The organism is Aeromonas sp. 82P, from assembly GCF_051919365.1.
Taxonomy (GTDB): domain Bacteria; phylum Pseudomonadota; class Gammaproteobacteria; order Enterobacterales; family Aeromonadaceae; genus Aeromonas; species Aeromonas veronii.
Map to the genome: position 1 here is coordinate 1868562 of NZ_JBQBEV010000001.1, position 12210 is coordinate 1880771.

Sequence of the window (12210 nt, forward strand, 5' to 3'; positions counted from 1 at the left end):
CTCCAAGGCAGGTAAGCTGCGGGGCACATAGCGTCAAGCAGGAGAAGGGACGATGACAGAGCAATATATCGCCGGGACGATCGGCATTCTGGGGGCGGGGTGGCTCGGGCTGCCGCTGGCACGGGCCCTGCTGGCGGCAAGCAAGCAGGTAGCAGTCACGGTCAGTAGCGCCGAGAAGGCGGCCCGCCTGCAGGGGGAGGGGATCAACGCCTATCCGCTGACCATCTCTGCCAACATGAGCTCTGCCGAGATGCCCGTTGCTGATCAACAAGCGCTGTGGCCCATCCCCTGCGAATCGCTGGTTATCTGCGTACCGCCCAGCAAGACCGATGACTATCCGCAGGCGGTGGCAAAGGCCTGTCAGCTTGCCAAAGCGAGCGGCACCCGACGGGTGCTGTTTGTCAGCGCCACCTCGGTATGGGGGGCGGGCCAAGAAGAGGGTGAGCTGCCCAAACCGCGTCATGCCCGTGGCGAGCGGATGCTGGCGGCGGAGCAAGCGGTGCTGGCGGCCGGTTTCGAGGCGGTGATGATAGTGCGCCCCTCCGGCCTTTATGGCCCGGAGCGCCATCCTGGCCGTTTCCTCGCGGGCAAAACTCTCGATGGCGGCGCCCAGTCGGTCAATCTGGTTCATCTGGACGATGTGGTGGCGGCTTGCATGCTGCTGCTGGAGCGGGGCAAGGACGGGGATGTCTTCAACCTGAGCGCGCCGGTGCATCCGCGCCGCGAGCAGTTCTACCCCTTTGCGGCGCGTCAGCAGGGGCTGCCTGCGCCGGTCTTTATCGAGCCTGCCGGTGAATTTCAGCCCATCGACGGTCAGCTGATCTGCCAGCAGATGGGATTCAACTATCGCTGGCCCGATCCGGCCCACTGGTTTGCCGAGCTGGCCGCCTCGGGCAATTGAGGTTTGCCAAGGGGGTGATCGCCCCCTATCATGCCGCCATCCATGAGAGAGAGGCGGTAATGATGGTAGATACAAAACGTCACCCCGATGGGGAGTTGTTGCTGAGAACCCTGGCTATGCCAGCCGATACCAACCCCAATGGCGACATCTTTGGTGGCTGGATAATGTCCCAGATGGATATAGGTGGGGGCATTATGGCCAAGGAGCTGGCAAAAGGACGTATTTGTACCGTATCCGTCGAAGGCATGACCTTTCACAGTCCGGTCAAGGTGGGCGATGTGGTCTGCTGCTACGGCCGCTGCATGAAGATCGGCCGCAGCTCCATGAAGCTCAAGCTGGAGGTGTGGGTCAAGCCGGTACTGCGGGAAAACGATGCCCAGCGCTACTGTGTGACCGAGGGGATCTTCACCTATGTCGCCATCGACGAACAGGGCAAATCCCGCCCTGTTCCGGTGAGTGCCTGATTAAATCAGCCGGGCATTGATGATGGATATTTCCTGCTCAAGCCCGGTTTTTTGCCGTATCATGCGTTCCAGCATCTCTTCCGAGCCCACATATTGCAGGGTGTCGAACAGGCAGAGATCGCATTGAGGGTCCCGTCTTATCTGATAGACGGTGGCCAGCTCCACTTGATGACAATTTCCTTGTTGATCATAAAACGTCACGTTGTACCGAAGTTCTTTCGCCATGAGACAAGGTCCTTCTGGTTGGGTGGAACAGGGACTATCAGCTTAGTCGGCGTGAATGACGTTTGTGATGGTCGCAACAAAAAGCAAAGGCGGGCGGTTGTTAGCCAATGAAAAATAGTTATCGCATTCTTGGCACCTCCCTGCTGACCCTGGGGTTGGTAGGCTGTTTCGAGGTGCCGGATCAGAACCATCTGGTCACAGCTCAAGGGATTGTGCCGGGACTCGACTGCCAGCGTCCGCCGCTGGTAGCGTTGGCGACCACGGCGCTGCCCCGTGAATTCGGGGTGACGGTGTGGAATCTCTACAAGGGCCAGCGCAAGAACTGGCGTGAAGGGATGGACAGTTATGCCAAGGGGCAGGATCTGGTGCTGCTGCAAGAGTCGGCCACCCGTCCAGATATGCTCGACTGGCTGCGCGCCGGTGATTTCCAGTGGCAACAGCTGCAAGCCTTCACCCAGGGCGGCGTCTCGTTCGGGGTGATGACGGTGGCCAAGACCCCGCAGGCTTTCGTCTGTGGCGTGCGCTCCCCCGAGCCCTTGCTGCGCATTCCCAAATCCGGGCTGGTGAGCCTCTATCCGCTGCAGGGCGATCCTGACGGCGTCATGGTCATCAATATCCATGCGGTCAACTTCGAGCTGGGGATGGCCACCTTCCGCGAGCAGCTCAACGATTTGACTGCGCTGGTGCGCCGCCATCAGGGGCCGGTGATCCTGGCCGGGGATTTCAACACCTGGAGCGACAAACGTCAGTTCTGGTTAAGCAAACTGGTGGACGAGTTGGGCCTGCAAGAGGCCGTGCCGGTGCCTGATTTGCGCCGCACCGCCTTCGGTCGCCCGCTGGATCACCTCTACTACCGCAATCTGGACCTGGTTGAGGTGAGTTCACCGGCCACCGACAGCTCCGATCACAACCCCATTATTGCGCGCTTTGCCGCCCAGTCTGTGACCCCCTGATCGGGGATGATGTGCGCGTGCTGGCCATAAAAAATCCGGCGCCTGATGGCGCCGGATTTTTTTATACGCAACTGGCAGCAGGGGCCAGCTCGGAATGACCCGCAAGGATTACTGGTAGAGACCCAGATTCGCTTTGGCGTAGGCTTCGAAATCGGTGCAGCCACCGATGTGCTGCTCATCCAGGAAGATCTGCGGCACGGTATTGACCGGCTTGCCGGCGCTCTTGGCCAGATCTTCTTTGGTGATGCCTTCTGCATGGATATCCACGTAGCGGAATTTGAAGTCATCGCGCTGTTCGGTCAGCTGCTCGGCGATCTGTACGGCACGGACACAGTAGGGGCAACCCGGGCGACCAAAAATCACTGCAAACATATTTTCTCTCCGTTTTTTAAGCCGTTTATGTATGGCCGTTGATATGAGGCAGGCAACAGCATAGCCCTGCCTCGTGGCGACTTGAAGCCGAAATTATCGATACCCTGATTCGAGTGGGCCTATTGGCTCAGCTCTCATCGGCGATCTGGATCGGCTGCTGCTGATAGATGCTCTCCAGCACCCCCTTCTCGAATACAGTCCAGGGCCACGGCGCCTTGCTGGCACGGTAGCGCTCATGGGTGGCCGGATCTTGGGACAGGCCGCGCTGGAACATCACGAACGCCTTGCGCTGGCCGCCTGCCGTGTCGATAAAGCCCACCAGATTGGAGGTGCCGGTGATGGTACCTGTCTTGGCATGTACCTTGTTCTTCATCATGGGGGCGGTGACACTGCGCCGCCACGCCAGGGTGCCATCCACCTGAGAGCTTGGCAGCAGCTTGATCAGGCCAAGCTCGGCATCATTTTTCTGGATGAAGTTCAGCACCGACATCATCTGACGGGCGCTGATGAGATTGTGAGCGGAGAGACCGGAGCCGTCAGCCAGGGTGGCATTGCCCAGATCGATGCCGTTCTTGGTCAGAATGGCGCGCACCGCCATGGTGCCGCTGCGATAGCTGCCCGGCTTGTTGTAGTAGTGACGGCCCACGGTTTTGAGGAAGGTATCGGCATAGAGGTTGTCCGATTTCTTCAGCATCTTGGCCAGCATCACCGGCAGGGAGACCGAGTAGTGGGTGCCGAGGGTCTCTGCCCCTTCCGGGGCCTTGTGGGTGACCCGCAGCAGGCCATCATGCTTGATACCGGCACGGTTCATCGCCCAGCGGATGTTGTCCCAGCCCCAGGCTTCCACGTCGTGGATGGCGAAACGCAGTCCCTGTGGCTCCTTGTTCGGAGTAATGCAGCCCTTGAGCTCGTAGAAGTTGCCCTTGGCCATGTCCACTTCCAGTGCGCAGAACTGGCGTGCCATGTCGCCATAGCTCATCACCTCAACGTTGTCGGCACCGATGCCGATGGGCACGCCGGTAGCCACATTGCCGACCGCCGGTTTGCCAATCTGGGTGGCAGTGATGGTGCCGTAGGCGCAGTTCTTGTCGATGATGACCGAGGAGACGGGCGCTGCGAAGCAGAGGGTCTGATCCCCCCACGACCAGCCGTTGCCGCGCTCGTAGCCGTTGTAGGCGCCGGTGTTGACGTAGACATTGCCCTTGATGCTGGTGACGCCGAGCTGTTTGAACAGGGCCAGCAGATCCATGCGGGAGAGGGTGGGGTCGCCGACGAAGTTGATCCAGATATCGCCGTTGATGGTGTCACCCTGTTTGGCACCAGGCTGGGCCTGAATGTCGGTGGCGAAGCGGAAATCGGCGCCCAGCTCGAGGCGGGCTGCCAGTGCGGTGAGCACCTTCATGGTGGAGGCGGGGGCGATCATCTGATCCGCGTGGCGGGCGAACTCGACGCCGTTATTGCCCTGCACCATGATGGCGTACTGGCCACCCTGAGGGGGCGTCAGCGGGGCGGCGTGAGCCGCCAGAGAAGAAAAGAGAGCACAAAAACCAATCAACAGCCGCTGCATAACATCCTCTAACGTGACGAAGGGCCCGGCAGTGGTGCCGACCCTGATAATTCAACCCGCCGATGCGGGATCGACGGGGGTAATGCAATTCATGCCATGTATGCCGGTCGCCATCATGCCATCGAGTTGGCGGTACGATAGCGACCCTCATAATCAAAAATTTTCTCTTTTATCTGCCAGAAGCGACCCGATTTGCGGGCGATGACAAAATCCGGATGACGGAACTGGCTTTGCGCGGCCAGCACGCTCGCCAGGGTGGCAAATTCGGGCTCCAGCCCCGGGGCGGGCCAATGATGACGCACAAAGTGCTGTTGAAACAAGCGCCGTGCGCCCGGGGAGTGAAATCCGAAGTATTCACTGAGGGTCAGCCCATCCTCATCGTGGTAGGTCACCTCCAGCCGCTCCCCCTGTTTGCCGCGCCCTGCTGTGAGGGTTAGCCCGGCGCAGCGGATCACCATGCAATCCTTGAGATTGAGCGCCTCTTTAAGCTTGTCGTCAGGGTCCACCAGCAGCTGATCGCAGCTCTGGCAGCGGCGGGCGGCGATGTCGTTCTCCGCGCCGCAACCGGGGCAGATCTTGGCGCGAAAGCGGTAGTCGCACTCCTCGCGGTTGCCCTCATCATCTTCAAACAGCCCCTGACAGCGGCGACCGTAGTGCTCGATCACCTTGCCATCCTCGTCGGTTTTGCCCCAGAAGGTGTTGGCAAAACCGCAGGCGGGGCAGGGCACCTGTACCGGCTCGGTACCGGCGTGGGGGCGAGGCTCCCCCACTTCGGGGGCAAACAGGTTGAAGTTGTTGCCCGCATAGTCGAGCACCAGACAATCCTCCTTGCCCGGCGAGAGGCGCAGGCCCCGCCCGACGATCTGCTGATAGAGGGAGACCGACTCGGTGGGACGCAGCATCACGATAAGATCGACATGAGGGGCATCGAAGCCGGTGGTGAGCACCGCCACGTTGACCAGAAACTTGAGCTCCCGCGCCTTGAAGGCGTTGATGAGGGCATCGCGCTCCGGCCCCGGGGTCTCGCCGGTGATAAGGGCCGCCTGCTGGCCTCTGGCGCCAAGCAGACCGTGAATTTCGCGGGCGTGTTCGACGGTGGCGGCGAAGATCATCACCCCCTGCCGGTCGGCGGCATACTCCAGCACCTGACTCAGGATATGGGGAGTGACCCGCTGCTGGCGTTTTAGCTCGCCGTTAAGATCCGCCTCGCTAAAGAGGCCGTTCTCCCGCGCCACCAACTTGCTGAAGTTGTAGTGGACGATGGGGGCATCCACCATGCGTGGCGGCGTCAGGTAGCCGTTTTTTACCATAAAGCGCAGCGGCAGCTCGAACACGCAGTCGCCGAACAGCCGCTCGCCGTGGCTCTTGACCATGCCGTGGTAGTGGCGCCGGTAGATCCAGCCCAGTCCGAGCCGATAGGGGGTGGCGGTGAGACCGAGGATCTTGAGGGCCGGATTGGCGGCCTTGAGGTGGCCTAACACCTGATGGTACTGGCTATCGTCATCGAGCGAGACCCGATGGCATTCGTCGATGATAAGCAGCGAGAACGCACCGTCGAAGGCATCCAGATTACGGGCGACCGACTGCACCGAGCCGAACACCACCTGGGCGCTTGCCTCCTTGCGATCCAGGCCGGCAGCGAAAATATCGGCCTTGAGCCCCCACGCCTCGTACTTGGCGTGGTTTTGCTCCACCAGCTCCTTGACGTGGGCCAGCACCAGCACCCGACCGCGTGCCTTGCGGGCCAGTTCGGCAATCACCAGACTCTTGCCAGCCCCGGTGGGCAGCACCACCACGGCGGGATCCGGGTGTTTGCGAAAGTGGCTGATCACGGCGTTGACGGCGTCGGTCTGATAGGGTCTGAGAACGAACATGAGGGCGTGGCGTTTTGGCATGGTACGGCGCAGGGTGGCGCCATTATAGGGTGCTTGCTGCCACAAAAACAGCGGGCCGGCATGATGCCGACCCGCAGGGTGCTTGGTTGCTGATCAATGGAACGGGAAGATGTAGTTCATCCAGCTTGCCATGCGCAGCAGCACTTTGCGCATCACAGATACATGGTGGAAGTACTGGGTGTAGACCGCAGCCTGCCCGCTGGCACCGGCAATCATCTGATACTTGGCCCACTCGGGGTCGGTAATGGAGATGACTACCGGCAGGCGACCCGGACGCACCGCCGTGGTCTGATCCAGCAGACCGGCGTTGGCCTGCACGTTACCGGCGGCAATGGCCGGAACCACGGCGGTCACCTTGCCTTTGAAGATTTTGCCGGGTACGCCATCGATCACCACTTCGGCCTCATCACCCACCGCCAGTCGCTGCATGCTGTTCTGCCAGAACCAGCCGACGTAGGCGGTGTCATCCTTGTGGATGAAGGTCATCACCGGACGATACATGAAGGGGGTGGCGATCATGCCGGGGCGCAGGGCCAGCTGCACCACATGACCATCGCTCGGGGCATAGACCACGGTTTGTGACTGCTGGTACTTGGCTTCCATCAGCTGGGCCTGCAGATCGTTCAGGGTGGCTTTCTGCTGGTCAATCTGGGCCACGATGTCATCCACGTTGGCCTGGGTGACGTCGAGGTCACGCTGCTTGCCCACGCCACGGCGCATCAGGTCGCTGGCGCGATCCCTATCCAGCCTGGCGGAGCGCAGTCTTGCCTCAATGGACTTGAGGTGCTCGCGGTTGGATTCGACCCGTGCGGTGAGGCTCTCCACTTTCAGGCGGAACGGTTCGTCATCGAGGCGAAACAGCACGTCGCCTTTTTTCACCGGCTGGTTGGCCTGCACCGGAACCTCAACGACCCGGCCCTTGACCAGCGGCACTATGGGGGTGGAGACGTAGTAGTTGCGCGCCATCTCGGAGTAGGGGTGGTTGTAGTTCATCAGCATGATCAGGGTGCCGATGAGCAGCACGCCGCCCAGTGCTGCGGTGGGGACGGTCCACTTGTTGAGCGGGATGCGGAAGATTTTGAATATGGCGACACACAGCGCCGTGTAGGTCAGGATCAGTAGCAGGTCCATGGTCTATCCCTGTTGCTCACTCTGTTCGATAGTGTTGATACGGCTCTTCAGATCCGCCAACTCCTGCTTGAGGGCCGCCAGCTCCTCTTCATCTTTTTGCAGCCGCTGGCTAAAGCCCCAGCCCCGATCGGGGCGATAGATAGTTGCCCAGATCCAGAGGAAGGGCCACAGCACATGCAGGGTAAACAGGCTGACCCAACCTGCCACGTGAATGGCATCCTGATGAGGGTGATTCCGATGTTTGGCAATCTCGTAAGGAATATCGTGGATAACGATGACTCCATAAAAAATGACCAGCCCGACAAAGACGAGCAGACCAAGTGCAAAATAATCAAGGGCCATTTATAACCTCCACTGGCATGACGCACAGCTTAATCATTGGTTCCAACAAGCACTAAAGCAATTAAGAATCACACATTTATCGTCAGTTCGCCCGGAATCTTAAAGCTATTCGCTGTATTGAAGCTGAAGCCGTCCAACAGTTGTCTTATTAGTCTTTTTGCCATTAAAAAAGGCGCCATCAGGCGCCTTTTTGTGCTGCTTTCGCTGCATTTTTTGCTGTTTTTACCCTTCGCTGGTACTGCTGACCAGCGGCTGGCGGAACTTCATCAGGAAGGCCACGGTAATGGCCGCCGTTGCAGTCAGGCCGATGATGGTGGAGGTCCCCATCTCTAGCCCGAACCCGATGGGGGCGTTGGCCAGATAGGTGATCACCACAGCAGTCATGAACATGGCGGGAATGGTGCAGATCCAGTGCAGCTTGCCCTCTTTGATGAGGTAGGCGGCAGCGGCCCACAGCATGATGACGGCGGTGGTCTGGTTGGCCCAGCCGAAGTAGCGCCAGATCACCCCGAACTCAGCCTTGGAGATGATGAAGCCAAGGATAAACATGGGGATGGCGATCAGCAGACGCTTGGCCAGCGGCTTCTGGGTCATATTCAGGAAGTCCGCCACGATCAGGCGTGCACTGCGAAATGCGGTGTCACCGGAGGTGATGGGCAGGATCACCACGCCGAGGATGGCCAGAATGCCGCCGACTGTGCCGAGCAGGCTGGTGGAGACTTCGTGTACCACGGCTGCCGGGCCGCCGTTGGCCATGGTCGCGTTGAGTGCTTCGGTGCTGTCGTAGAAGGAGAGACCCAGGGTGCACCAGATAAGGGCGATGATCCCTTCACCGATCATTGCGCCGTAGAAGATGAAGCGGCCGGATTTTTCGTTCTGCATGCAGCGCGCCATCAGTGGTGACTGGGTGGCGTGGAAGCCTGATACCGCGCCACAGGCGATGGTGATGAACAGCAGCGGCCAGAGCGGCAGTTCGGTCGGGTGCAGGTTGGAGAAGTCCATCCCGGTGTTGTAGAAGCCTTTGCCGGAGGCGATCAGGCCAACGATGAGGCCGACCGACATGAAGACCAGCAGGGCGCCGAAGATGGGATAGAAGCGACCGATGATCTTGTCGATGGGGACTATGGTCGCGAGGATGTAGTAGGCAAAGATTGCCACAATCCAGTAGACCAGATCGGTGGAGGTGAGGTTGGCCAAGAGGCCTGCCGGGCTCAGCACGAATACCACGCCCACCAGCATCAGCAGCACCACGGCAAACAGGTTCATGAAGTGCTTGGCGGCGGTGCCCAGATGTTCACCGACCACGGTTGGCACCGAGGCCCCCTTGGCGCGTACCGACAGCATGCCGGAGAAGTAGTCATGTACCGCACCGGCGAAGATGCATCCAAAGACGATCCACAGCATGGCGACCGGGCCGTAGAGGGCACCCAGGATGGGGCCGAAGATGGGGCCAACGCCTGCGATGTTGAGCAGTTGAACCAGATAGACTTTCTTGTCCGACATCGGGACATAGTCCACCCCGTCAGCCATGGTGATGGCGGGGGTTTTCAGCTCGGGTTTCGGGCTGAATATCCGTTCGATGAATTTGCCGTATATGAAGTAGCCGGCCACAAGTAAGCCGACACAGAGGAAGAACCAGATCATTGCTACGCTCCTGCATTGTTATTTTTTAGTGTGCAGAGCGAGTCTAAAACGGTTGTGCCTGACTGGCAGGTGAAACTCCCCGAGCGGCGCTTTGGCGTGCCGAGCGGTCGGCGGCTGTGATCAGGCGCACACTCCGCAGTTCAGTCCAGCCCCAGCTGATCTTTGAGCTCCTTGAGATAGCGACGACTGACCGGCACCCGGGCGCCGCTCGGGGTGACAATCTCTGCCAGCTGGTTATCAAGCAGCCGGATCTCGAAGATGGCGTTGGGGGATACCAGATACTGGCGGTGGCAGCGCAGCAGCGGGCTCTTTTCTTCCAGCGATTTGAGGGTGAGCTGGGTGTGGAACAGCTCGCCCTGACAGGCCACATGGACCCCGCCCAGATCGGAGAAGGCATACTCCACTTGCGCGATGGGCAGCAGCCTGACCCGATTGTGCAGATAGCCCGGAATATGTTCGATAGTCGGGGCCAGCCGCTCGATGGGCTGCGGGGAGATATCCTGCTTGAGGCGAGCGAGGGTCTTGGCGAGCCGAGCGGGCTCCACCGGTTTGAGCAGGTAGTCGAAGGCGTTCTCTTCAAATGCCTGAATGGCATATTCGTCAAAAGCGGTGACAAAGACGATGCGGGGCAGGGGGTCGAGCATGGCGACCAGCTCCATGCCGCTCAGCTTGGGCATCTGGATATCGAGGAACACCACATCAGGCTTGAGGCGCTGAATAAGCGGCAGCGCCTCGATGGCGTTGGCCGCTTCCCCCACGATCTCGATGGCAGGATCGCAGGCCAGCTGTTGCCTCAGCTCTTCGCGGGCGTAGTGTTCGTCATCGACAATCAGGGTGCGGATCATGGTTGCTCCTTGGGGATGGTGAACGAGACCCGGGTCCACTGTTCCGGCTCGCAGGCAATAGTCACGCCATAGCGCTCGCCAAAGGCGCTTTTCAGTCGCCGATCGACAATGGTCATGCCCAGACCGTCGCCAGCGGGGTGCGCTTGCCAGGTGCCTGCATTATCTTCCACATGGATGGTGACGCTGGTGGGATGCTCATCGGTATAGAGGCGAATGCGCCCCTGCTCCAGCAGGGTCGAGATGCCGTGCTTGATGGCATTTTCGATCAGCGGTTGCAGGGTGAAGCTGGGCAGGTGCAGTGTGGCCAGATGGGGCGGGATCTCGTTTATCACCGTCAGCCGATCGCCAAAGCGGGCCAGCTCGATCTCCAGATAGGATTGGCAGTGCTCCTGCTCCTCCTGCAGGGTCGCAAGGCCGCTCTGTCGCTTGAGGTTCTTGCGAAAGAACAGCGAAAGATGCAACAGAAGGTCTCGCGCCTTGTCCGGATCACGCCGGGTGATGGCACTGATGGTGTTGAGGGTGTTGAACAGAAAGTGGGGGTTGATCTGGGCCTGGATAAGTTTCAACTCGGACTGCACCAGCAGTCGCTGATGCTGCTCCAGCCGACCGGCCAGCAACTGCTGTGACAGCAGGTTGGCAATCCCTTCCCCCAGGGTGTGGTTGATCTTGAGAAACAGCCGCTTCTTCGGCTCGTACAGCTTGATGGTGCCGATCACTCCTTTGTCCCCCTGCAGCGGGATCACCAGCACCGAGCCCAGCTGGCATGCGGGGGAGAGGCTGCAGCGATAGGGCTGGCTGTTGCCATCGGCAAACAGCACCTTGTTCTGGGCGATGGCCTGCATGGTGATGGCTGACGCGATGGGGGTACCCGGCAGATGGTGATCTTCGCCGGTGCCGATAAAGGCGAGGATCTGCTCGGTGTCCGTGATGGCGACCGCCCCCACACCGGTCTCCTCCTGAATGATGCGGGCAATCTTGTTGCTCGCCTCCGGGGTAAAGCCCTGACTCATGATCCCCACTGTGCGGTTGGCGATATTGAGCGCCTTGGCGGAGAAGACCCGGGAGAACTTCTCATACATCCGCTGCTGGTCGCGGATCATGCTGATAAAGAGCGCCGCGCCGCAGGAGTTGGCCAGAATCATCGGGGTGGCGATGGTGCGCACCAGCAGCAGGGATTTGTCGAACGGGGTCGCCACCAGCAGAATGATCACCATCTGCATGATCTCGGCATAGAGGGTGGTAAAGAAGGCGATGCGTGGTTCAAACAGGGCATCCGTTCGCCCCGAGCGCATCAGTCGCCAGTGCACTATGCCCCCGAGCAGCCCTTCACAGGTGGTGGAGATGGCGCAGGCGAGATCGGTAAATCCCCCCAGCGTATAGCGGTGCAGACCGCCGGTCAGCCCCACCAGAAAGCCCACCAGCGGCCCCCCCAATAATCCCCCCAAGACGGCGCCGACCGCCCGGGTGTTGGCGATGGCATCGTCGATATCGAGGCCCACATAGGTACCGAGTATGCAAAAGCTGGAAAAGATGATGTATATCAGTATCTTGTGAGGTAGTCTCACGGAATAGTTGGCCAGCGGGCGCAGCAGCGGGCTTTTCGAGAAGAGATAGGCGATCACCAGGCTGACGCTCATCTGTTGCAGCAAGGAGAGGACCAACTGCATAAAAAACGCTCCTCATAAGCCAGCTGAAAAAATAGCCAGCCCGTGAATAAGTGTGATCAGGATCTTGTTCTGTTGGCCCAACTGGGCGCAACGGGACGCCAGTTTGCCAGAACAAGTGGATAAAACCATATTAAATCAGCATGTTAAATTGATATTTGTGTAAGCGGCAGCGGGTTGATATTGATGGATGGAGCATGAATGTAT

At 59.7% G+C, this 12210-nt stretch carries 12 protein-coding genes; 3 read left to right on the top strand and 9 right to left on the bottom strand.

Annotated elements, in window-relative coordinates:
* Window positions 1-52 precede the first annotated feature (52 nt).
* Window positions 53-901 carry an NAD-dependent epimerase/dehydratase family protein gene (locus tag ACTG2S_RS08700; protein WP_274160982.1) on the top strand — a complete coding sequence of 283 codons (849 nt, stop codon included), beginning with the start codon at window positions 53-55 and terminating at the stop codon, window positions 899-901.
* Window positions 902-960: 59 nt separating this feature from the next.
* Entirely contained in the window at window positions 961-1365 is a 405-nt protein-coding gene (gene yciA, locus ACTG2S_RS08705; RefSeq protein WP_005337875.1) for an acyl-CoA thioester hydrolase YciA, read from the top strand.
* Here the strand turns inward: yciA and ACTG2S_RS08710 are convergent, their stop codons facing one another.
* Window positions 1366-1590 (bottom strand): hypothetical protein, encoded by a 225-nt coding sequence (locus ACTG2S_RS08710; protein ID WP_005337874.1) that lies wholly within the window; start codon window positions 1588-1590, stop codon window positions 1366-1368. It abuts the gene before it with no gap.
* A 107-nt stretch (window positions 1591-1697) separates the two neighbouring features.
* On the opposite strand from ACTG2S_RS08710, the gene ACTG2S_RS08715 reads away from it, so the two are divergent.
* Entirely contained in the window at window positions 1698-2543 is an 846-nt protein-coding gene (locus ACTG2S_RS08715; RefSeq protein ID WP_005350508.1) for an endonuclease/exonuclease/phosphatase family protein, read from the top strand.
* A gap of 108 nt (window positions 2544-2651) precedes the next feature.
* On the opposite strand, the gene ACTG2S_RS08720 is transcribed toward ACTG2S_RS08715, so the two are convergent.
* From ACTG2S_RS08720 to ACTG2S_RS08755, 8 genes are all read right to left on the bottom strand, one after another.
* Window positions 2652-2948, bottom strand: a complete 297-nt coding sequence (locus tag ACTG2S_RS08720) for a GrxA family glutaredoxin (protein ID WP_223849348.1) — start codon at window positions 2946-2948, stop codon at window positions 2652-2654.
* A gap of 94 nt (window positions 2949-3042) precedes the next feature.
* Window positions 3043-4482 (bottom strand): D-alanyl-D-alanine carboxypeptidase/D-alanyl-D-alanine endopeptidase, encoded by a 1440-nt coding sequence (gene dacB, locus ACTG2S_RS08725; protein ID WP_005350510.1) that lies wholly within the window; start codon window positions 4480-4482, stop codon window positions 3043-3045.
* Between the two features lie 113 nt (window positions 4483-4595).
* Window positions 4596-6356, bottom strand: a complete 1761-nt coding sequence (locus ACTG2S_RS08730) for a DEAD/DEAH box helicase (RefSeq protein WP_274160981.1) — start codon at window positions 6354-6356, stop codon at window positions 4596-4598.
* A 114-nt stretch (window positions 6357-6470) separates the two neighbouring features.
* Complete coding sequence (locus tag ACTG2S_RS08735; protein WP_144712432.1) at window positions 6471-7508, bottom strand: HlyD family secretion protein; 1038 nt, start codon at window positions 7506-7508, stop codon at window positions 6471-6473.
* A 3-nt stretch (window positions 7509-7511) separates the two neighbouring features.
* Entirely contained in the window at window positions 7512-7850 is a 339-nt protein-coding gene (locus tag ACTG2S_RS08740; RefSeq protein WP_005337862.1) for a DUF3302 domain-containing protein, read from the bottom strand.
* A 222-nt stretch (window positions 7851-8072) separates the two neighbouring features.
* Complete coding sequence (locus tag ACTG2S_RS08745; protein ID WP_005337857.1) at window positions 8073-9494, bottom strand: carbon starvation CstA family protein; 1422 nt, start codon at window positions 9492-9494, stop codon at window positions 8073-8075.
* A 140-nt stretch (window positions 9495-9634) separates the two neighbouring features.
* A complete protein-coding gene (gene btsR, locus ACTG2S_RS08750) occupies window positions 9635-10339 on the bottom strand; it encodes a two-component system response regulator BtsR (RefSeq protein WP_005350523.1) in 705 nt (234 codons plus the stop codon).
* Window positions 10336-12006 (bottom strand): sensor histidine kinase, encoded by a 1671-nt coding sequence (locus ACTG2S_RS08755; RefSeq protein WP_274160980.1) that lies wholly within the window; start codon window positions 12004-12006, stop codon window positions 10336-10338. Before ACTG2S_RS08755 ends, btsR begins: the two co-directional genes overlap by 4 nt.
* Window positions 12007-12210: the final 204 nt, after the last annotated feature.

Bases quoted from the DNA above. Each gene is read 5' to 3' on its own strand.
- dacB (WP_005350510.1), bottom strand. From the start codon at position 4,482: ATGCAGCGGCTGTTGATTGGTTTTTGTGCTCTCTTTTCTTCTCTGGCG.
- ACTG2S_RS08740 (WP_005337862.1), bottom strand. From the start codon at position 7,850: ATGGCCCTTGATTATTTTGCACTTGGTCTGCTCGTCTTTGTCGGGCTG.
- ACTG2S_RS08745 (WP_005337857.1), bottom strand. From the start codon at position 9,494: ATGATCTGGTTCTTCCTCTGTGTCGGCTTACTTGTGGCCGGCTACTTC.
- ACTG2S_RS08730 (WP_274160981.1), bottom strand. From the start codon at position 6,356: ATGTTCGTTCTCAGACCCTATCAGACCGACGCCGTCAACGCCGTGATC.
- ACTG2S_RS08715 (WP_005350508.1), top strand. From the start codon at position 1,698: ATGAAAAATAGTTATCGCATTCTTGGCACCTCCCTGCTGACCCTGGGG.
- yciA (WP_005337875.1), top strand. From the start codon at position 961: ATGATGGTAGATACAAAACGTCACCCCGATGGGGAGTTGTTGCTGAGA.
- btsR (WP_005350523.1), bottom strand. From the start codon at position 10,339: ATGATCCGCACCCTGATTGTCGATGACGAACACTACGCCCGCGAAGAG.
- ACTG2S_RS08735 (WP_144712432.1), bottom strand. From the start codon at position 7,508: ATGGACCTGCTACTGATCCTGACCTACACGGCGCTGTGTGTCGCCATA.
- ACTG2S_RS08710 (WP_005337874.1), bottom strand. From the start codon at position 1,590: ATGGCGAAAGAACTTCGGTACAACGTGACGTTTTATGATCAACAAGGA.
- ACTG2S_RS08755 (WP_274160980.1), bottom strand. From the start codon at position 12,006: ATGCAGTTGGTCCTCTCCTTGCTGCAACAGATGAGCGTCAGCCTGGTG.
- ACTG2S_RS08700 (WP_274160982.1), top strand. From the start codon at position 53: ATGACAGAGCAATATATCGCCGGGACGATCGGCATTCTGGGGGCGGGG.